An 18,913-nucleotide genomic window follows, 5' to 3' on the forward strand; every position below is an offset into this window, starting at 1 on the left:
CGCCTGCGCACGCTTTACGCCCAGTAATTCCGATTAACGCTCGCACCCTACGTATTACCGCGGCTGCTGGCACGTAGTTAGCCGGTGCTTATTCTTCCGGTACCGTCATCCCCGGCGGATATTAGCCGCCAGGATTTCTTTCCGGACAAAAGTGCTTTACAACCCGAAGGCCTTCTTCACACACGCGGCATTGCTGGATCAGGCTTTCGCCCATTGTCCAAAATTCCCCACTGCTGCCTCCCGTAGGAGTCTGGGCCGTGTCTCAGTCCCAGTGTGGCTGGTCGTCCTCTCAGACCAGCTACGGATCGTCGCCTTGGTAGGCCTTTACCCCACCAACTAGCTAATCCGCCATCGGCCACCCCAATAGCGCGAGGCCCGAAGGTCCCCCGCTTTCATCCAAAGATCGTATGCGGTATTAATCCGGCTTTCGCCGGGCTATCCCCCACTACTGGACATGTTCCGATGTATTACTCACCCGTTCGCCACTCGCCACCAGGTGCAAGCACCCGTGCTGCCGTTCGACTTGCATGTGTAAGGCATGCCGCCAGCGTTCAATCTGAGCCAGGATCAAACTCTTCAGTTCAATACCTGTTACTGTTTTCGGTCTCTCTCGAGACCGGTCGCTCACTCAAAGCTGACAGGAATTTGAATTGCTTCAAAAACCTGACTTACTTTAGTGTGAGACTCTTGATACTTTTGCTGCTCCTGACTTCGCTCCGAAGAACGGCATCAGGCCGCCACCGCATCAAGCGCCCACACTTATCGGCTGTAAATTTTTAAAGATCGATCGCGAAAGCGCCGTTAAACCATCGAACTACCCGGCGTTTTCTGCGTTGCTGCGTCAGCAGCAGAGAAACGAGATTATGAAGAATCTTTTTCGCTTCGTCAACTCCTTTTTTTCGCTCACCGCTTAAAAAAGCTGCCGACTCCTGCGCCCACCGGTTTCCGCGGCGGCCCTCGCTGCCCTGACGTCGGAGACATCGAACTGCGAAGGGGGCGAATCTTAGCGCCCCCGCCGGCACTGTGCAAGGGGGTGGCGAAAATATTCCTCACTTCCGGGTAAGGCCCCCCAGCGGCACCGCATTCGCCATCGCCGCGTAGCCCGCGTCGCTCGGGTGGATGTGGTCGCCGCTGTCATAGCCATAACGCAGTCGCACGGGGTCCGCCGGATCCCGCAGCGCCGCGTCGAAGTCGACCACGCCGTCGAACGCCCCGCTCGTCCGGATCCACTGGTTCACCGCCGTGCGGATCGCCTCGCGCTCCGGCGGCAGCGATGCCGGCGTGAGCGTCGCGCCGAAGATGCGTACGCCGCGCCCGTGCGCCTGCGCGATCACGCGGCGGTAGCCCGCGATCAGGTCGTTCGCGTCCACGTGCGTATGAGGAAAGTCGCAGTCGAGGGCCGAGCGCGCCGGCATCGCCTGGAAGTTGATGTCGTTGATGCCGATGAGCAGCACCACGGTCTTCACGCCCGGGTGGCCGAGCGCGTCGCGGCCAAAGCGGCGCTCGAGCGCCTCGCCGTAGCAAGGCGAATCGCTCAGCAGCCGGTTGCCGCTGATCCCGAGATCGATCACGGCGAGATCCGTGCGCTGCGACTGCGCGATGCGGCGCGCCAACGCGTCCGGCCAGCGACGGTTCTGATTGAGCGAGGAACGCATGCCGTCAGTAATGGAGTCGCCGATCGCCGCGACCGTCGACGCCCCCGGCGCCTCGACCGCCAGCCCCGTCACCCACGCGTACTGCGTAAAGCGCTCGGTGAACGCGCCAATCGACGGATCCGCGACGTGATTGCCCGGACGCGAAACGTAACTCACCTGATTCGCCACGCGATGCCACGCGACCATCTTTTGCTCGGGTCCCATATACGAACTGATGGCGTAGGGCGCGTGCGCCTTCAGATCGATCTGCACCGGGTCGCTGTCGAGCGCGGCACCGGGCGGCACCGACACCGCCGCTCGCCCGCCGAAGGTCACATGCGCCGTACGCGCCTCGCTCGCCGCCGCACCGCCCGCAGAAGGCGCAATCGCCATTGCCTCGATCACGAGCGGCGTGCGCCCATAGAGGTTGCTCACATGCACCCGCGCAACCGTGCCGCCCAGCGTCGGATACACGATCTGCCGAACGGTACGTCCGGCGACCTCGGGCGCGCGGTACAGCGCCGGGAGCGCGTCGCGCTCGGGAATCGACTGCAGCGCCGTCGCCCAGCTCGTAACCCAGGGGCCCGAGGATTGATCGGCGAACGCCGGAGACCCGGCGCCAAGTGAAATGAACATTGCGGCCGCAGCCGCGAGGGGAGCAAAGGAAATCTTCATCCGTGAACGAGTGCGCAGGCAAAGGCGCATTGTGCCCCATGGCCCGATGCACAGCCTTCCATCCGCCTGACAGTCGAGCACACTAAACCAAGCAAAAGCCCGCGCACACGCCGCCGAACGCACAAATCCCAGGCAATCCCGCTGCCGCCCCACTAAAACTCAGCTGTGGATCCACATTTCTTTGCCCTACCTCAAAAAATTCATTTACCGACCGGTCGGTTGGTTTATACTGCGCGACATACCCAACTTCGACGAGAGCGTCTCCATGTACACGCAATCCCTCGACATCCCCGGCAACGTTGCTCCGCTCGACGCGGACGCAACCTCGCCGGAGCAGGCGCAGTTCGACGCCATCATGGCCGCCGACGGCAAGATCGAGCCGCAGGACTGGATGCCCGAAGCCTATCGCAAGACGCTCGTGCGCCAGATCTCGCAGCATGCGCACTCGGAAATCGTCGGCATGCTGCCGGAGGGCAACTGGATCTCGCGCGCGCCGAGCCTCAAGCGCAAGGCGATCCTGCTCGCCAAGGTGCAGGACGAAGCGGGCCACGGCCTCTATCTCTATAGCGCGGCGGAAACGCTCGGCGTTTCGCGCGACCAGCTCGTCGACGCCCTGCACGCCGGCAAGGCCAAGTATTCGAGCATCTTCAATTACCCGACGCCCACGTGGGCCGATGTCGGCGTGATCGGCTGGCTTGTGGACGGCGCGGCGATCATGAACCAGATTCCGCTGTGCCGCTGCACGTACGGTCCGTACGCGCGCGCCATGATCCGAATCTGCAAGGAAGAGTCGTTCCACCAGCGTCAGGGCTTCGACGCCCTGCTCGCCATGATGAGCGGCACCGAAGCGCAGCGCGAACTCGTTCAGCAAGCCGTGAACCGCTGGTGGTGGCCCGTGCTGATGATGTTCGGCCCAGGCGACGCCGATTCGGTCCACAGCAACCAGTCGGCCAAATGGGGCATCAAGCGCATCTCGAACGACGATCTGCGCCAGAAGTTCGTCGATGCCACGGTCGAGCAGGCCAAGGTGCTGGGCGTGACGCTGCCCGATGCCGATCTGAAATGGAACGAAGCGCGCGGCCACTACGACTACGGCACGATCGACTGGGAAGAATTCTGGCGCGTCGTGAACGGCGACGGCCCGTGCAACCGCGAGCGTCTCGGTACGCGCGTGAAAGCGCACAACGAAGGCGCGTGGGTGCGCGAAGCCGCCCTCGCCCATGCCGAAAAGCAGCGTCAGCGCGCCGAAAAGCACGCCGCTTGAGCACACCTCATACATGAATCAGGAAGGAAGGAGATCCACGATGAACAAGGAATGGCCGATCTGGGAAGTGTTCGTGCGCAGCAAGCAGGGCCTCGACCACAAGCACTGTGGCAGCCTGCACGCCGCCGACGCCTCGATGGCGCTGCGCATGGCGCGCGACGTCTACACGCGCCGCCAGGAAGGCGTGAGCATCTGGGTGGTGCCGTCGTCGGCAATCACGGCATCGGATCCGAACGAAAAGGCTGAGCTCTTCGAGCCGGCCGGCGACAAGATCTATCGCCACCCGACGTTCTACACGCTGCCCGACGAAGTCAACCACATGTAAGAGCGCAACATGACGACGCCCACGCCCGAACAACTCGCGTACGTGCTGCGCCTCGCCGATACGGCGCTGATCCTCGGTCAGCGCAATACGGAATGGTGCGGCCACGGCCCGATCCTCGAAGAAGACATCGCACTCGCCAACATGAGCCTCGACCTGATCGGTCAGGCGCGCCTGCTCTACACGCATGCCGCCACGCTGGAAAAGGCGCTCACCGGCCGCGAGCGCACCGAGGACGACTACGCCTACTTCCGCGCCGAGCGCGAGTTTGCGAACTACACGCTCGCGGAGCTGCCGCACTTCGGCCCGCTCGCCGGCACGACGCATTCGGCCAACGACTACGCCGTGACGATCGTGCGCAACTTCCTCTACGCCACGCTGATGGAGCATCTGTGGACCGCGCTGCTGCGCTCCGCCGACCCGCAACTGGCCGCGATCGCCGAGCGCTCGATCAAGGAAACGCGCTACCACGTGCACCATGCGCGCGAGTGGCTGATCCGTTTCGGCGACGGCACCGATGAATCGCACCGCCGCGCCCAGGCAGCACTCGACTGGCTGATGCCGTACACGCGCGAGTTCTTCAGCACCGACGCCGTGGAAACGGCCGTGGCCGAAGCCGGCATCGCACCTCTCACGGCGCAGTTCGAAGCCGCGTGGCGCGCCGACGTGGAAGCCGCGCTCGAAGAAGCCACGCTTACGCTGCCAGAGCAGGTGTTCCACATCACGACCGGCAAGCACGGCGAGCACTCGGAGCACATGGGTTTCGTGCTCGCCGAGATGCAGAGCCTCGCGCGCCAGCACCCGGACGCGCGCTGGTAAGCATCCCCGCAGGAACAGAGGAAGTCACGATGCAAGCAACGGCAGATCACGCGCTCGAACGCGCCTGGGAAGTGCTGGAATCGGTGCCAGATCCGGAGATTCCGGTCGTGTCGATCCGTGAACTGGGCATCCTGCGCGACGTGCGCCGCGCCGACGACGGCCAGATCGAAGTGGTCATCACGCCCACCTACTCCGGCTGCCCGGCGATGTCGCAGATCGCGGAGGACGTCGCGCACGCGCTCGACGCCGCCGCGCTCGCGCCCTACCGCATCGCGACGACCCTCACGCCCGCGTGGACCACCGACTGGATCACCGACGAAGCGCGCGAGAAGCTGCGCGCCTATGGCATCGCGCCGCCCACGGGCAACTGCGGCTCGGCGCCTCAATCGGCCGAACAGCCGATCACCTTCATCGCGAAACCGAAGCCGCTGCCCGCGCCCGCCTGCCCGCACTGCGGCTCGCAGCACACCGAACGCCTCGCGCAGTTCGGCTCGACCGCGTGCAAGGCGCTCTACCGCTGCATCGACTGCCGCGAACCCTTCGACTACTTCAAACCGTACTGATATGGCCACTCCGCAATTCCATTCGCTGCGCATCCGCGAAGTGCGGCCCGAAACCGCGGACGCGGTCTCTGTCGCTTTCGAAGTCCCGCCCGAGCTGCGCGAGGCGTTTCGCTTCACCCAGGGGCAGTTCGTCACGCTCAAGACGCACATCGACGGTGAGGAAACGCGCCGTTCGTACTCGATCTGCGTGGGCGTGACCGACTACGACCGCGACGGCGAGCTGCGCATCGGCATCAAGCGCGTGCGCGGCGGGCGTTTCTCGAACTTCGCATTCGAGCAGCTCGCGCCCGGCCACGAGATCGACGTGATGACGCCCGATGGCCGCTTCTTCACGCACCTGAACGCCGAGCACGGCAAGCATTACGTGGCGTTCTCGGGCGGCTCGGGCATCACGCCCGTGCTCGCAATCATCAAGACGACGCTCGAAACGGAGCCGCGCAGCGCGTTCACGCTCGTGTACGGCAACCGCAGCGTCGACGCGATCATGTTCGCCGAAGAGCTGGAAGACCTGAAGAACCGCTTCATGAGCCGCTTCCGCCTCTACCACGTGCTTTCGGACGACCTGCAGGATGTCGAGCTCTTCAACGGCGTGCTCGATCAGGCCAAGTGCGCGGCGTTCCTCGAAACGCTGCTGCCCGCCGACGAGATCGACGAAGCCTTCATCTGCGGCCCCGGCCCGATGATGGACGCCGCCGAAGCCGCGTTCAAGGACGCGGGCGTGCCGCCGCAGAAGGTGCACGTGGAGCGCTTCGGCTCGCCGCTGCCGCAGGCGGGTGTGCCGAACGTCGAGATCACCGAAAACACGCCGGCCGCCGACCTCGAAATCGTCATCGACGGCAAGAAGCGCAAGATGCGCCTGCCGTACGAGGGCGTGAGCCTGCTCGACGTCGGCCTGAAGGCGGGTCTGGCGCTGCCTTACGCGTGCAAGGGCGGCGTGTGCTGCACCTGCCGCGCCAAGGTGCTCGAAGGCGAGGTGAAGATGGACAAGAACTACACGCTCGAGGAGCAGGAAGTGAAGGACGGCTTCGTGCTCACCTGCCAGTGCCATCCGGTGAGCGAGCGGGTGGTCGTGAGTTTCGACGAACGTTAAGGCGTTAGAGCAACAGCACGCTTTCGGCCCGCAGGCGATCCGCTTACACTAGGGGCCGCCCGCGGGTGTTGCAGCGCAGCGCTGCGACACCCGCGGGCGGCTCCTTTTGTTATTTGCGTGCTTTCGGGCTTACAGGGCGTTCAGCGTGAACGCAACGAGTTGTCGATGACCACGATTCACCTCATTTACGGCGAGCCGGCCGTGACGGCACTACGTCAGGCTCTCGAAGCGGCAGGCCGTCCGGACCGCGTGATCGCCCTGCGCGATGATCTGACGGTCGGCCCGTTGCGCGACATCGACGTGGCGGGCGACCCAGGCGTGGCGCAACGCGCCGCCTTCTGGGAGCGCCTGTGCGATGCGCCGCCAACCCTCGCTCACGACGACTGCGCGGCGTTGGGTACGCTCGAAGCCGACGACGCCCACGTAGTGATCTGGCACACGCACGACGCCGCCCACCAGCTCGCGCTGCGGCGTGTCTGCTACCGCTTGCGCGACGTCCCGCAGCGCCTGAACGAAGTGCGCCTGACTGCCGACGAAATTTCGGGCCCGAACGCCGCAGCCCGCATCGAGGCGCGCTTGCCCGACGCCGCGCCGATCTCGGTGCTGCGCATCACGCGTCTCGCGCTGGAGTGGCAGGAAGCCAAGTTCGCCAACGGCGAGACGCGCCGCTGGCGCGACAACACCTTCACGAGCGGCACGTGGAGCGACCTCGACGCCATGATCCTCGACGTGCTCGACGCCCATGAAGACCGCCCGGCGGGCGCATCCTGGCTCGCCAGCGACGTGCTCGGCGCGGCGCTCACGCGGGGCGGCGCCGGCTTCACGGTTGGCGAGCCCGTCGTGCTGTGGCGCCTGCGCGAGCTGTGTGCGGCCGAAGAACTGCGTCTGCGCGACGATATGTGCGCCGCCTGTGCCCCGCTCGCCGCTGCCGCGCGCGCCGCGCGTCCGCCGCTGCCGCAAACCGCCGCGCACCTTTCCCTCCCCCGCTGAATTCCCATGGCACGCACCCGAGCGCCCGACCACGAAACCCAACGCGACCAGATCCTCGAGCTCGCCGCCGCCAAATTCGCGCAAACGAGCTACCCGAGCACCTCGATGTCGGACCTCGCGGCCGCCAGCGGCACCTCGAAGGCGCGGCTCTATCACTATTACGAGAGCAAGGAAGCGATCCTCTTCGACCTGCTCGATCGCTACACCAAGCGGCTCATGCTGATCATCGCGGAGGTGGAAGGCGCGAGCCAGCGGCGCGGTCACGACGAGCGCGAGAGCTTCGCCGAGCTGATTCGCGCGTTTCTCGCCGAATACGAAACCTCGCACAGCCGCCACGTGGCGCTCCTGAACGACGTCAAATACCTCGTCGACGCCCAACGCGAGATCATCCTGAATCGCCAGCGCGACGTGGTCGCCGCCTTCACGCGCCAACTCGCGCGCGCGTATCCGGGCCAGGTCACGAACGAAAACCAGACCGCGCTGACGATGATGGTGTTCGGCATGATCAACTGGACGTTTACGTGGCTCAAGCCCGGCGGCCGCATGGGCTATCGCGACTTCGCCGAGCAGGTGATCGCCATGGTCGATCACGGTCTGAAGGGCGCCTGAAGGACGCCCGGACGGTGCTCCGGACGGTAGAAATTTTCGGGCCAGATTGCTGCAGTGCGACATGATGCGTCAGGGCAACAGTTGACACGTCAAACGACCCGCTCCGAATAAACGTTAATAATCAATCTGTTGCGCTTATATTTTTATTAATTAGGCGCAACACTCAAATTTGCACTCCGGGTTTTCCCTAGAGTGCACCCAGGGTTTCCGCTAGAATGCGTTTTGCGCTGCATCATGCGGCATGCATTTTAAGGAGAACCCACCATGAACCCGCTTTCGACCCAAGCCAACGTGCCGATCATTTCGTCCGCTCGTCCGCTGACGTCCGGACATGCGCCCGTCATGGTGCGAGTACTTACCTCGGCAGACCGCGAACGCCTGCTCGCGCACTTCCTCTCGCTCGACAGCGATGACCGCCTGCTGCGCTTCGGCCAGGCCGCGCCGGACCACGTGATCGAAAAGTACGTGCGCTCGATGGACTTCACGCGCGACACCGTGTTCGGCGTGTTCGACCATCAACTGCAACTCGTGGGCGTCGGTCATCTGGCCTACCTCCCGGCGGACGGCAACGGCCGCACGGCCGAGTTCGGCGTGTCCGTGCAGGAAAGCGCGCGCGGCCAGGGCATCGGCTCGAAGCTGTTCGAGCGCGCCGCCATCCGCAGCCGCAACACGCACGTCACCACGCTCTACATGCACTGCCTGTCGCGCAACTCGACGATGATGCACATCGCGAAGAAGTCGGGCATGAAGATCGAGTACGCCTACGGCGAAGCCGACGCCTATCTCTCGCTCGAGCCGGCCGACCAGAGCAGCATCATCGCCGAAATGCTCCAGGAGCAAGCCGCCGTGTTCGACTACGCGCTCAAGCGTCAGGCGCGCCAGACCAGCAAGCTGATGGAAACGATCCTGCCGCAGGCTGTCGCGGCGTGACTCCTGCCCTTCGGGATAGATTGATGCACTGAAAAAAGCGGCTTCGGCCGCTTTTTTTGCGTCTGCGGTACGGCGCCGCGCAGTCAGCGGATCGGCAAAGCCGTCGTTTCCTTGAAGGTGTCGAGCGAAAAACTGGACTTCACGTCGATCACCGACGGATGGTGCAGCAACTGGTCCTGCACGAAGCGCGAGAAGTGCGCCATGTCCTCCACCTGCACGCGCAGCAGGAAGTCCATGTCACCCGTCATCGCGTGGCAGGCCACCACCTCAGGCCAGGTCTGCACCGCCGCACGAAACAGCTCGGCGTGCGTCACCCCTTCGCGCCCGGCCGCGGTCGGCCCACGCTTTTCCAGCCGCACGTTCACATAGGCGAGCAGGTCGAGCCCCAGTTTCTGCGCATCGAGCAGCGCCACGTAGCTGCGAATCACGCCGCTTTCCTCCAGCCGCCGGATGCGCCGCAAACACGGGCTCGGCGAGAGATTCACGCGCTCGGCGATCTCCTGGTTCGAGAGCCGGCCATTCTCCTGAAGGATCGCCAGAATGCGTCTGTCGATTGCGTCCAATTCGATGCTTGCCATTTTCTGCCTTTCTAACATTCATTCAAGGCAGTTTATAGCGCAGATCGACGGTAACGCGACCCAACTCGCAAGTTTTCTCCCAATACGGCGGACTACACTGTGCAACACGAAATCTGATCTACATCAGTCAGGAGACAACCATGCAGGTCCCCAACTGGGAGAACCCCGTCGGCACCGACGGCTTCGAATTCATCGAATACACCGCACCGGACCCCAAGGCGCTCGGCAAACTGTTCGAACGCATGGGCTTCACGGCCATCGCGCGGCATCGCCACAAGGACGTGACGCTGTACCGCCAGGGCGACATCAACTTCATCGTCAACGGCGAACCCGCTTCGTTCGCCCAGCGCTTTGCGCGCCTGCACGGCCCGTCGATCTGCGCGATCGCCTTCCGCGTGCAGGACGCCGCCAAGGCCTACAAGCACGCGCTCGAACTCGGCGCGTGGGGCTTCGACAACAAGACCGGCCCGATGGAGCTGAACATTCCGGCCATCAAGGGCATTGGCGACTCGCTGATCTATTTCGTCGACCGCTGGCGCGGCAAGAACGGCGCGGCGCCGGGCAGCATTGGCGACATCAGCATCTACGATGTCGACTTCGAGCCGATCGCGGGCGCCGAACAGAACCCGGTGGGCCACGGTCTCACCTATATCGACCACCTCACGCACAACGTCCATCGCGGCCGCATGAACGAATGGGCCGAGTTCTACGAGCGCCTCTTCAACTTCCGCGAAATCCGCTACTTCGACATCGAAGGCAAGGTCACCGGCGTGAAGTCGAAGGCGATGACCTCGCCCTGCGGCAAGATCCGCATCCCGATCAACGAGGAAGGCGGCGAGACGGCAGGCCAGATCCAGGAATACCTCGACGCCTATCACGGCGAAGGCATCCAGCACATCGCGCTCGGCACGAACGACATCTACCGCACCGTGGATGGCCTGCGCGCCAGCGAAATCGCGCTGCTCGACACGATCGACACATACTACGAGCTCGTGAACCGCCGCATTCCGGGCCACACCGAGCCGCTCGAAGAACTCAAGAAGCGCAAGATCCTGATCGACGGCATGCCCGAAGACCTGCTGCTGCAGATCTTCACGGAGAACCAGATCGGCCCGATCTTCTTCGAGATCATCCAGCGCAAGGGCAACCAGGGCTTCGGCGAGGGCAACTTCAAGGCGTTGTTCGAATCGATCGAACTCGACCAGATCCGCCGCGGCGTGGTGCAGGACAAGGCATGACGCACTCGCGCCGATAAATTCGGCCAATGACAAACAAAAAGGGCGAAGATCGCACGATCTTCGCCCTTTTTGATTTTTGAATCCGCCGCCGCACACCCCGGCGCCGGATTCGGTGAATGGAATGCTGCGCGGATCAGCGCGGCATCAGGATTTGCGTTCGGCCTTCGCGGCCGGCATGGCGTTCGTATCAGCCCTCATGCTCAGCGTGTACTGGGCGCATCGAGTCGTCGCACTCTCGCCGCTCTTCGTGCTGGCGTTCGAATGCAGTGGCGCGCTCATGGCAAAGAACGCAGCCGAGACCGTCAGGAAGGTCTGGATATGTCGATTATTCATGCTGGACTCCTTTTTTAGACTGCCTGTTGCAGTAGTGCCCCTTTTAATAACTGTTAACAGCCAGGGAAGCTGCGCGGTTCGCACAGGTGAGGGAGTTAGACAGGATATTCAAGTCCGGTTCCCAGGTAGTGCAAGTTTTACACGTTGTTACTCCTCTGAGGAATTCGATACATCCGTTATTACACGGGGGTTTCAGGCCGTTTGCGCGACACGGCGCCACAGGCCCGAAACCTGCAGCGCAGTGCGGCGCGGCGCTCGGAGCCTCGAAGCGGCGGGTTTATCCGAGTGCTACTATCGAAAGAAAGAAGCCAATATGGCGACCCCGGCCAGAGCATTCACAAGATGCCGAGGCCCTGAAGTTCTGGCGATCCCACAACGGATTGGTTGGATGGAGGAAGACACATAATGAATGCCCCGCTAGACGCAGGTCAGCGCGCTTCGCTCGAAGCCGCACTCGCTTCCGTCACGCTCGACGATAAATACACCCTCGAACGCGGCCGCGCGTACATGAGCGGCATCCAGGCGCTGGTCCGCCTGCCGATGCTGCAGCAGGAACGCGACAAGGCCGCCGGTCTCAATACCGCGGGGTTCATCTCCGGCTATCGTGGCTCGCCGCTCGGTGGCCTCGATCAGTCCCTCTGGAAGGCGAAGCAGCATCTCGCCGCACATCAGATCGTTTTTCAGCCAGGCGTGAACGAAGACCTCGCCGCGACCGCCGTGTGGGGCTCGCAGCAGGTGAACCTGTACCCGTCCGCGAAATACGACGGCGTGTTTTCGATGTGGTACGGCAAGGGACCGGGCGTCGACCGCAGCGGCGACGTGTTCAAGCACGGCAATTCCGCCGGCTCGTCGCCGCACGGCGGCGTGCTCGTGCTTGCCGGCGACGACCATGCGGCCAAGTCGTCCACGCTCGCGCACCAGTCGGAGCACGTCTTCAAGGCCTGCGGCCTGCCGGTGCTGTTCCCCTCGAACGTGCAGGAATATCTCGACTTCGGCCTGCACGGCTGGGCGATGAGCCGCTACTCGGGCCTCTGGGTCGCGATGAAATGCGTGACCGATGTGGTGGAATCGTCGGCATCGGTCGAGCTCGACCCGCATCGCACGAACATCATCCTCCCCGAAGACTTCGCGATGCCCGAGGGCGGCCTGAACATTCGCTGGCCCGATCCGCCGCTCGTGCAGGAAGCGCGTCTGCTCGACTACAAGTGGTACGCGGGGCTCGCCTACGTGCGCGCCAACAAGCTCGACCGCATCGAGATCGATTCGCCGCATGCGCGCTTTGGCATCATCACGGGCGGCAAGGCGTATCTGGATGTGCGCCAGGCGCTTACCGACCTCGGCCTCGACGACGAAACCTGCTCGCGCATCGGTATCCGGCTCTACAAGGTCGGCTGCGTGTGGCCGCTCGAAGCGCAGGGCGCGCACGCGTTCGCGCGCGGTCTCGAAGAGATTCTCGTGGTCGAGGAAAAGCGCCAGATTCTCGAATACGCGATCAAGGAAGAGCTGTACAACTGGCCCGACGCACAGCGTCCGCGCGTGTACGGCAAGTTCGACGAAAAGGACGGCGCGGGCGGCGAGTGGTCGGTGCCGATGGGCAACTGGCTGCTGCCCGCGCACTACGAGCTGTCGCCCGCGATCATTGCGCGCGCCATTTCCACGCGGCTCGACAAGTTCGAATTGCCCTCGGACGTGCGCGCGCGTATCGCCGCGCGCATGAGCGTGATCGAGGCCAAGGAAAAGGCGCTCGCGAAGCCGCGCGTGCAGGCGGAGCGCAAGCCGTGGTTCTGCTCGGGCTGCCCGCACAACACGTCGACGAACGTGCCCGAGGGCTCGCGCGCGATGGCCGGCATCGGCTGCCACTACATGACCGTCTGGATGGACCGCAGCACGAGCACCTTCAGCCAGATGGGCGGCGAAGGCGTGGCGTGGGTCGGCCAGGCGCCGTTCACGAACGACAAGCACGTGTTCGCCAACCTCGGCGACGGCACCTATTTCCACTCGGGCCTGCTCGCCATCCGCGCGGCGATCGCCTCGAAGGCGAACATCACCTACAAGATTCTCTATAACGATGCGGTCGCGATGACGGGCGGCCAGCCGGTCGACGGCACGCTCACCGTGCCGCAGATCACGCATCAGGTCGCCGCCGAAGGCGCGGCGAAGATCGTGATCGTCACCGACGAACCCGAAAAGTACGAAGGTGAACCCGCCACGAAGCTCGCGCCGGGCGTGACGATCCACCACCGCGACCAGCTCGATGCGATCCAGCGCGAACTGCGCGAGGTTCCCGGCACGACGATCCTGATCTACGACCAGACCTGCGCCACCGAAAAGCGCCGCCGCCGCAAGCGCGGCACCTATCCGGACCCGGCGAAGCGCGTGGTCATCAACGAGGCTGTGTGCGAAGGCTGCGGCGATTGCTCGGTGCAGTCGAATTGCCTGAGCGTCGAGCCGCTCGATACGGAGTACGGCACGAAGCGCCAGATCAACCAGTCCACCTGCAACAAGGACTTCTCGTGCCTGAAGGGCTTCTGCCCGAGTTTCGTGACGGTGGAAGGCGGCCAGCTACGCAAGCCGAAGACGAGCAGCGTCGCGAACGAAGCGATGCCGACCGTCCCGACGCCCGACGTGCCCGCCATCGACCGCCCCTATGGCGTGCTCGTGACGGGCGTGGGCGGCACCGGCGTGGTGACGATCGGCGCGTTGCTCGGCATGGCCGCGCACCTCGAATCCAAGGGCGTGACCGTGCTCGACGTGACCGGCCTCGCGCAAAAGGGCGGCGCGGTGATGAGCCACGTGCAGATCGCCAACCGCCCCGGCGACATCCACGCCACGCGCATCGCCATGGGCGAGGCGAACCTCGTGATCGGCTGCGACGCCATCGTGACGGCCGGCGACGACTGCGTCTCGCGCATGCAGGAAGGCATGACGCACGTGGTGCTCAACAGCGCGCCCACGCCGACTGCCGAGTTCATCAAGAATCCGCAGTGGCAGTTCCCTGGCTCCAACACCGAGGCCGATGTGCGCGCCGCAGCGGGCACGGACCACGTCGCGACCGTCGATGCGAACCGCTACGCGCTCGCGCTGCTCGGCGACGCGATCTACACGAACCCGTTCGTGCTCGGCTACGCGTGGCAAAAGGGCTGGCTGCCGCTCACGCACGAGTCGCTCGCGCGCGCGATCGAGTTGAACGCGGTGCAGGTCGAGAAGAATCTTGCGGCATTCGAATGGGGCCGCCGCGTGGCGCACGATCGCGCCGCCGTGGATCAGCTCGTGAAGAAGCCGATGGCCGAGCAGAACGCCGACGCGGCCGGCGCGAAGATCGTCTCGCTGCACACGCCCAGGGCGCTCGACACGCTGATCGAAAAGCGCGCGCAGTATCTCGCCGCGTATCAGAACGCGGCATACGCGCGGCGTTATCGCGCGTTCGTCGAAAGCGTGCGCCAGGCCGAAGCGAAGCTCGAGCACGTCGACGGCCAGTCTCCGCTCACCGAAGCCGTGGCGAAGAACCTGCACAAGCTGATGGCGTACAAGGACGAGTACGAGGTCGCGCGCCTCTACGCGGACCCGGCGTTCATCGAGAAGATCAAGGCGAGTTTCGAAGGCGACTGGAAGGTGAACTTCCATCTCGCGCCGCCCTCGCTCGCGAAGCATGACGACAAAGGCCAGCTCGTGAAGAAGCAGTATGGCCCGCGCATGCTCACGGCCATGCGCATGCTCGCGAAGTTCAGGTTCCTGCGCGGCACGGTGCTCGACCCGTTCGGCCGCACCGAGGAACGCCGTCACGAACGCGCGTTGATCGGCGAGTATGAAACGCTGATGCGCGAGGTGATCGGCGGTTTGAGCGAAGCGAATCTGCCGCTCGCGCTGGAACTCGCGAACCTGCCCGACGCGATTCGCGGTTACGGCCATATCAAGGAGAACAACCTCAAGGCCGCGCGCGCGAAGTGGGCCACGTTGCTCGCGAAGTGGCGCTCGCCGGAAAACGGCGCGGCGCGGCACGCGGCTTGACGCTCGCCTGATTCGAGGCGGTAAAAACAAAGGGCGCTCCGTGCAATATGGAGCGCCCTTTTCACATCAGGCGAATCACGCCGACGCGATTTACTTCGCCGCAGCCTTCGCCACGTTCGCGTTGGCCGAAGCCACCGCCGTCATGTTGATGATGCGTCGCACCGTCGCCGCCGGCGTGAGGATGTGCACCGGCTTCGAGGCGCCCAGCAGGAACGGACCCACCGTCACGCCTTCGCCGCCGATCACCTTCAGCAGGTTGTAGGCGATGTTGGCCGCTTCCACGTTCGGCATGATCAGCAGGTTCGCTTCGCCCGTGAGCGTCGTGCCCGGGAACGACTGCTTGCGGATCAGCTCGGAGAGCGCCGCGTCGCCGTGCATTTCGCCGTCCACTTCGAGCTGCGGATCGCGCGCGGCGATCAGCTCGCGTGCGGCCTGCATGCGCTGCGACGTCGACGAACGCACGCTGCCGAAGTTCGATGACGACAGCAGCGCGACCTTCGGCGTGATGCCGAACTTCTCGATTTCGCGCGCGGCGAGGATCGTCATGTCGGCGAGCTGCTCGGCGCTCGGCACTTCGTTCACGTAGGTGTCGTTGATGAAGATGTTGCGGCCCGGCAGCATCAGCAGGTTCATCGCCGCGTAGTTCTCGGCTTCCTTCGCCTTGCCGAACACCTGGTCGATGAACTTGAGGTGGTAGTCGAAGCTGTTGAGCAGGCCGCAGACCATGCCGTCGGCGTCGCCGAGGTGCACGAGGATCGCGCCGATCAGCGTGTTGAACTTGCGCACCGAAGCCTTCGCCACGTCAGGCGTGATGCCCTGACGCGCGCCGAGTTCGTGGTACGCCTGCCAGCTCTTCTGGAAGCGCGGATCGTCTTCGGGATCGACGATCTCGAAGTCGGTGCCCGGACGCAGCTTCGAGCCCATCTTCTTCAGGCGCATTTCCACGACCGACGGACGGCCCACGATGATCGGCTTCGCGATCTTCTCGTTGAGCACGAACTGCGCGGCGCGCAGCACGCGCTCGTCTTCGCCTTCGGCGAACACGATGCGCGCGCAGTTGGCCTTCGCCGCCGCGAACACCGGACGCATCACCATGCCCGAGCGGTAGACCGTCGCGCCGAGCTGCTCGCGGTAGGCTTCCATGTCCTGGATCGGACGCGTGGCCACGCCCGAGTCCATCGCGGCCTGTGCCACGGCCGGCGCGATCTTGATGATGAGGCGCGGATCGAAAGGCTTCGGAATCAGATACTCCGGGCCGAATTCGAGCGTGTGGCCTTCATAGGCCTTCGCCACTTCGTCGCCCTGATCGGTTTCCTCGGCGAGCTCCGCGATCGCGCGCACGCACGCGAGCTTCATCTCTTCCGTGATGGTCGTCGCGCCCACGTCCAGCGCGCCGCGGAAGATGAACGGGAAGCACAGCACGTTGTTGACCTGGTTCGGATAGTCCGAACGGCCCGTGGCGATGATCGCGTCCGGGCGCACCTTCTTCGCTTCTTCCGGGCGGATTTCCGGCTCTGGGTTCGCGAGTGCGAGGATCAGCGGCTTGTCGCCCATCTCCTTGACCATCTCGGGCTTGAGCACGCCGGCGCTCGAGCAGCCGAGGAACACGTCGGCGGCCTTGATCGCGTCGCCGAGCGTGCGCGCTTCGGTGTTGGCGGCGTAGCGCGCCTTCGACGGATCGAGATTGCCGCGGCCTTCGTAAATCACACCCTTCGAGTCGGTGACGAGGACGTTCTCTTTCTTCAGACCGAGATTCACGAGCAGGTCCAGACACGCGATCGCCGCTGCGCCCGCGCCCGAGCACACGAGCTTCACTTCATCGAGTTTCTTCTCGACCACTTTCAGGCCGTTGAGAATCGCCGCCGAAGCGATGATGGCCGTGCCGTGCTGATCGTCGTGGAAGACCGGAATCTTCATGCGCTCGCGCAGCTTCTTCTCAATGTAGAAGCACTCGGGCGCCTTGATGTCTTCGAGGTTGATGCCGCCGAGCGTGGGCTCGAGCATCGCGATGGCTTCGACGAGCTTGTCCGGGTCGGTTTCGTCGAGTTCGATGTCGAACACGTCGATGCCGGCGAACTTCTTGAAAAGACAGCCCTTGCCTTCCATCACCGGCTTGGCCGCGAGCGGGCCGATATTGCCGAGGCCGAGCACGGCCGTGCCGTTCGTCACGACGCCGACGAGGTTGGCGCGCGAGGTGTACTTTTGTGCGTCGAGCGGTTCTTCGTAAATCGCCATGCACGCGGCCGCAACGCCGGGCGAGTAAGCAAGCGAAAGATCGACCTGGTTCGAGAGCGGTTTGGTCGGTGTGACCGAAATCTTGCCGGGCCTCGGATTCTGGTGATACGCGAGCGCACTTTGCTTCAGTTGTTCATCCATTTTCAGGCCTGCCTGGACGTGAGAGACGTGAGAGAGAGAATCTTTTATGGTCGTAGGCCCGCCGGTTCGCACGGCACGAGCGTTCCAGCAGGGCCGATTAGTGTACACCTGGCGCCGTTCGCGTCCACGTGGGTCAAAGACTGATACCGGGAATTCGCGCAGCCGATAATGTGGCCGCGCTTTTGTCTGACCGATGCGCGCCGATTACTCGAGCGCCGCGCCGCGGCGTTCGGGAATCAGGAAGAGGGTCGCGAGGATGTCGAGCACGTAGATGGCGGCGAGCATGCCGAGCGCCGCCGTGAAGGAATAGCGCGCGGCCAGCGCGCCCACGGCGAGCGGCCCGAAGCCGCCCACGGCGCGGCCGATGTTGAACAGCACGTTCTGCGCGGTGGCGCGTGCAGCGGTGGGATACAGCTCGGAGATGAGCGCGCCGTAGCCGCCGATCATGCCGTTGACGAACACGCCCATTGCCGCGCCGCCGATCAACAGCGCGAACGGCGTGGAAAGCTGCGCATAGACGAACACCATGACTACGGCGCCCGCCTGATAGAACAGAAAGGCGGGCCGGCGGCCGAACCGGTCGGCCGCGATGCCGAACAGCCAGATGCCGAGCGCCATGCCGGCAACCGTCGCGGCAGTCCACAGCCCCGACTTCGTGAGCGAATAGCCGAAGGACTTCGAAAGGTACGCGGGCAACCAGATCATCAGCCCGTAGTAGCCGAAGTTCTGCACCGAGCAGAGCACGGCCACGCCGAGGCTCGCGCGCGCGGTGCGCGCATCGGCCACGAGCATGCGCAGCGCGCGGGGGCGCTCGGCCCTGGCGGCAGCGGCCATGCGCCGCGCATGCGCGACGAAAAGCTCGGGCTCCTCCACGCGCCGCCGCACCACGAACGAGACGACCGCCGGCAGCAGCCCGATGGCGAACATGCCGCGCCAGCCGATCAGCGGGAGCAGCAGCGGCGTGAGCAGCGCCGCGGCCAGCACGCCCAGCTGCCAGCCGAGCCCGACATACGACGACGCCCGCGCGCGCAGCTGCGCGGGCCACGCCTCGGCAACGAGCGCCATGCCAATGCCGAACTCGCCGCCCAGCCCGATGCCCGCGATGGTGCGGTAGACGAGCAAGTCGCCGTAGCCGCGCGCCAGCGCGCACATGCCGGTGAAGACGGCAAACAGCAGAATGGTCCACGTGAGCACGCGCACGCGGCCGTAGCGGTCGCTCAACAGCCCGAACCCGATACCGCCCACGACCGCGCCGACGAGCGTCCAGGTGACGAGCGCACCCGCCTGCGCACCGGACAGATGCAGATCGGCGCTGATCGCGGGCAGCATGAAGCCGAGCATCAGCAGATCGAAGCCGTCCATGGCGTAGCCGAGCACCGAGGCGACGAGCGCACGCATGGCGTGGCCGCGCGTGGCGGCGGCCGGGTTGGTAGAAACGGCGGTCATAGGGGCAATCCTGGGAAACGTGCGCGCATGGGGAGCGC

The 18,913-nt window shown here is 64.5% G+C and carries 15 protein-coding genes and 1 rRNA gene; 10 read left to right on the forward strand and 6 right to left on the reverse strand.

Features of this window, described 5'->3' with window-relative positions; genetic code table 11:
* Both AB4Y35_RS06680 and AB4Y35_RS06685 read right to left on the reverse strand, forming a co-directional pair.
* A 16S ribosomal RNA gene (locus AB4Y35_RS06680) occupies positions 1-583 on the reverse strand; the annotation flags it as partial.
* Between the two features lie 466 nt (positions 584-1,049).
* Positions 1,050-2,270 (reverse strand): SGNH/GDSL hydrolase family protein, encoded by a 1,221-nt coding sequence (locus AB4Y35_RS06685; protein ID WP_368703876.1) that lies wholly within the window; start codon positions 2,268-2,270, stop codon positions 1,050-1,052.
* A gap of 304 nt (positions 2,271-2,574) precedes the next feature.
* On the opposite strand from AB4Y35_RS06685, the gene paaA reads away from it, so the two are divergent.
* From paaA to AB4Y35_RS06725, 8 genes are all read left to right on the forward strand, one after another.
* The gene (gene paaA, locus AB4Y35_RS06690) at positions 2,575-3,573 is read left to right on the forward strand and encodes a 1,2-phenylacetyl-CoA epoxidase subunit PaaA (RefSeq protein ID WP_368703877.1); all 999 of its coding nucleotides are present in this window, start codon (positions 2,575-2,577) and stop codon (positions 3,571-3,573) included.
* A 40-nt stretch (positions 3,574-3,613) separates the two neighbouring features.
* Positions 3,614-3,898, forward strand: a complete 285-nt coding sequence (gene paaB, locus AB4Y35_RS06695; protein ID WP_010092957.1) for a 1,2-phenylacetyl-CoA epoxidase subunit PaaB — start codon at positions 3,614-3,616, stop codon at positions 3,896-3,898.
* 9 nt (positions 3,899-3,907) lie between these two features.
* Positions 3,908-4,714, forward strand: coding sequence for a 1,2-phenylacetyl-CoA epoxidase subunit PaaC (paaC, locus tag AB4Y35_RS06700; RefSeq protein WP_321931180.1), 807 nt, complete (start codon positions 3,908-3,910; stop codon positions 4,712-4,714).
* 29 nt (positions 4,715-4,743) lie between these two features.
* Positions 4,744-5,277: a 1,2-phenylacetyl-CoA epoxidase subunit PaaD gene (gene paaD / locus AB4Y35_RS06705; RefSeq protein ID WP_028203443.1), complete on the forward strand. Its 534-nt coding sequence runs from the start codon at positions 4,744-4,746 to the stop codon at positions 5,275-5,277.
* 1 nt (position 5,278) lies between these two features.
* Positions 5,279-6,367: a 1,2-phenylacetyl-CoA epoxidase subunit PaaE gene (gene paaE / locus AB4Y35_RS06710; RefSeq protein ID WP_368692281.1), complete on the forward strand. Its 1,089-nt coding sequence runs from the start codon at positions 5,279-5,281 to the stop codon at positions 6,365-6,367.
* 165 nt (positions 6,368-6,532) lie between these two features.
* A complete protein-coding gene (locus tag AB4Y35_RS06715) occupies positions 6,533-7,357 on the forward strand; it encodes a DUF1835 domain-containing protein (protein WP_368703878.1) in 825 nt (274 codons plus the stop codon).
* Positions 7,358-7,363: 6 nt separating this feature from the next.
* Complete coding sequence (locus AB4Y35_RS06720) at positions 7,364-7,966, forward strand: TetR/AcrR family transcriptional regulator (protein WP_342920421.1); 603 nt, start codon at positions 7,364-7,366, stop codon at positions 7,964-7,966.
* Positions 7,967-8,230: 264 nt separating this feature from the next.
* Positions 8,231-8,896 (forward strand): GNAT family N-acetyltransferase, encoded by a 666-nt coding sequence (locus AB4Y35_RS06725; protein ID WP_368703879.1) that lies wholly within the window; start codon positions 8,231-8,233, stop codon positions 8,894-8,896.
* Between the two features lie 83 nt (positions 8,897-8,979).
* Here the strand turns inward: AB4Y35_RS06725 and AB4Y35_RS06730 are convergent, their stop codons facing one another.
* On the reverse strand, positions 8,980-9,474 hold the full coding sequence (locus AB4Y35_RS06730) for an Lrp/AsnC family transcriptional regulator (RefSeq protein ID WP_028203439.1): 495 nt from the start codon (positions 9,472-9,474) through the stop codon (positions 8,980-8,982).
* Between the two features lie 140 nt (positions 9,475-9,614).
* Here AB4Y35_RS06730 and hppD point away from each other — a divergent pair, with 140 nt between their 5' ends.
* Complete coding sequence (gene hppD / locus AB4Y35_RS06735; protein WP_368703880.1) at positions 9,615-10,712, forward strand: 4-hydroxyphenylpyruvate dioxygenase; 1,098 nt, start codon at positions 9,615-9,617, stop codon at positions 10,710-10,712.
* Positions 10,713-10,856: 144 nt separating this feature from the next.
* Here hppD and AB4Y35_RS06740 read toward each other — a convergent pair whose 3' ends face one another.
* Positions 10,857-11,045, reverse strand: coding sequence for a hypothetical protein (locus tag AB4Y35_RS06740; protein WP_368703881.1), 189 nt, complete (start codon positions 11,043-11,045; stop codon positions 10,857-10,859).
* A 405-nt stretch (positions 11,046-11,450) separates the two neighbouring features.
* Here AB4Y35_RS06740 and AB4Y35_RS06745 point away from each other — a divergent pair, with 405 nt between their 5' ends.
* Entirely contained in the window at positions 11,451-15,053 is a 3,603-nt protein-coding gene (locus tag AB4Y35_RS06745; RefSeq protein ID WP_368703882.1) for an indolepyruvate ferredoxin oxidoreductase family protein, read from the forward strand.
* Positions 15,054-15,143: 90 nt separating this feature from the next.
* On the opposite strand, the gene AB4Y35_RS06750 is transcribed toward AB4Y35_RS06745, so the two are convergent.
* The gene (locus tag AB4Y35_RS06750) at positions 15,144-17,429 is read right to left on the reverse strand and encodes an NADP-dependent malic enzyme (RefSeq protein ID WP_368703883.1); all 2,286 of its coding nucleotides are present in this window, start codon (positions 17,427-17,429) and stop codon (positions 15,144-15,146) included.
* Positions 17,430-17,633: 204 nt separating this feature from the next.
* On the reverse strand, positions 17,634-18,875 hold the full coding sequence (locus AB4Y35_RS06755; protein ID WP_368703884.1) for an MFS transporter: 1,242 nt from the start codon (positions 18,873-18,875) through the stop codon (positions 17,634-17,636).
* Between the last annotated feature and the right edge of the window lie 38 nt (positions 18,876-18,913).

The organism is Paraburkholderia sp. EG286A, assembly GCF_040965375.1.
Lineage (GTDB): Bacteria > Pseudomonadota > Gammaproteobacteria > Burkholderiales > Burkholderiaceae > Paraburkholderia.

Excerpts from the sequence above, each read along its gene's own strand:
- AB4Y35_RS06740 (WP_368703881.1), bottom strand. The coding sequence starts at position 11,045 with ATGAATAATCGACATATCCAGACCTTCCTGACGGTCTCGGCTGCGTTC.
- AB4Y35_RS06720 (WP_342920421.1), top strand. The coding sequence starts at position 7,364 with ATGGCACGCACCCGAGCGCCCGACCACGAAACCCAACGCGACCAGATC.
- paaA (WP_368703877.1), top strand. The coding sequence starts at position 2,575 with ATGTACACGCAATCCCTCGACATCCCCGGCAACGTTGCTCCGCTCGAC.
- AB4Y35_RS06755 (WP_368703884.1), bottom strand. The coding sequence starts at position 18,875 with ATGACCGCCGTTTCTACCAACCCGGCCGCCGCCACGCGCGGCCACGCC.
- AB4Y35_RS06745 (WP_368703882.1), top strand. The coding sequence starts at position 11,451 with ATGAATGCCCCGCTAGACGCAGGTCAGCGCGCTTCGCTCGAAGCCGCA.
- AB4Y35_RS06685 (WP_368703876.1), bottom strand. The coding sequence starts at position 2,270 with ATGTTCATTTCACTTGGCGCCGGGTCTCCGGCGTTCGCCGATCAATCC.
- paaE (WP_368692281.1), top strand. The coding sequence starts at position 5,279 with ATGGCCACTCCGCAATTCCATTCGCTGCGCATCCGCGAAGTGCGGCCC.
- AB4Y35_RS06725 (WP_368703879.1), top strand. The coding sequence starts at position 8,231 with ATGAACCCGCTTTCGACCCAAGCCAACGTGCCGATCATTTCGTCCGCT.
- AB4Y35_RS06715 (WP_368703878.1), top strand. The coding sequence starts at position 6,533 with ATGACCACGATTCACCTCATTTACGGCGAGCCGGCCGTGACGGCACTA.
- paaD (WP_028203443.1), top strand. The coding sequence starts at position 4,744 with ATGCAAGCAACGGCAGATCACGCGCTCGAACGCGCCTGGGAAGTGCTG.
- AB4Y35_RS06750 (WP_368703883.1), bottom strand. The coding sequence starts at position 17,429 with ATGGATGAACAACTGAAGCAAAGTGCGCTCGCGTATCACCAGAATCCG.
- hppD (WP_368703880.1), top strand. The coding sequence starts at position 9,615 with ATGCAGGTCCCCAACTGGGAGAACCCCGTCGGCACCGACGGCTTCGAA.
- paaB (WP_010092957.1), top strand. The coding sequence starts at position 3,614 with ATGAACAAGGAATGGCCGATCTGGGAAGTGTTCGTGCGCAGCAAGCAG.
- AB4Y35_RS06730 (WP_028203439.1), bottom strand. The coding sequence starts at position 9,474 with ATGGCAAGCATCGAATTGGACGCAATCGACAGACGCATTCTGGCGATC.
- paaC (WP_321931180.1), top strand. The coding sequence starts at position 3,908 with ATGACGACGCCCACGCCCGAACAACTCGCGTACGTGCTGCGCCTCGCC.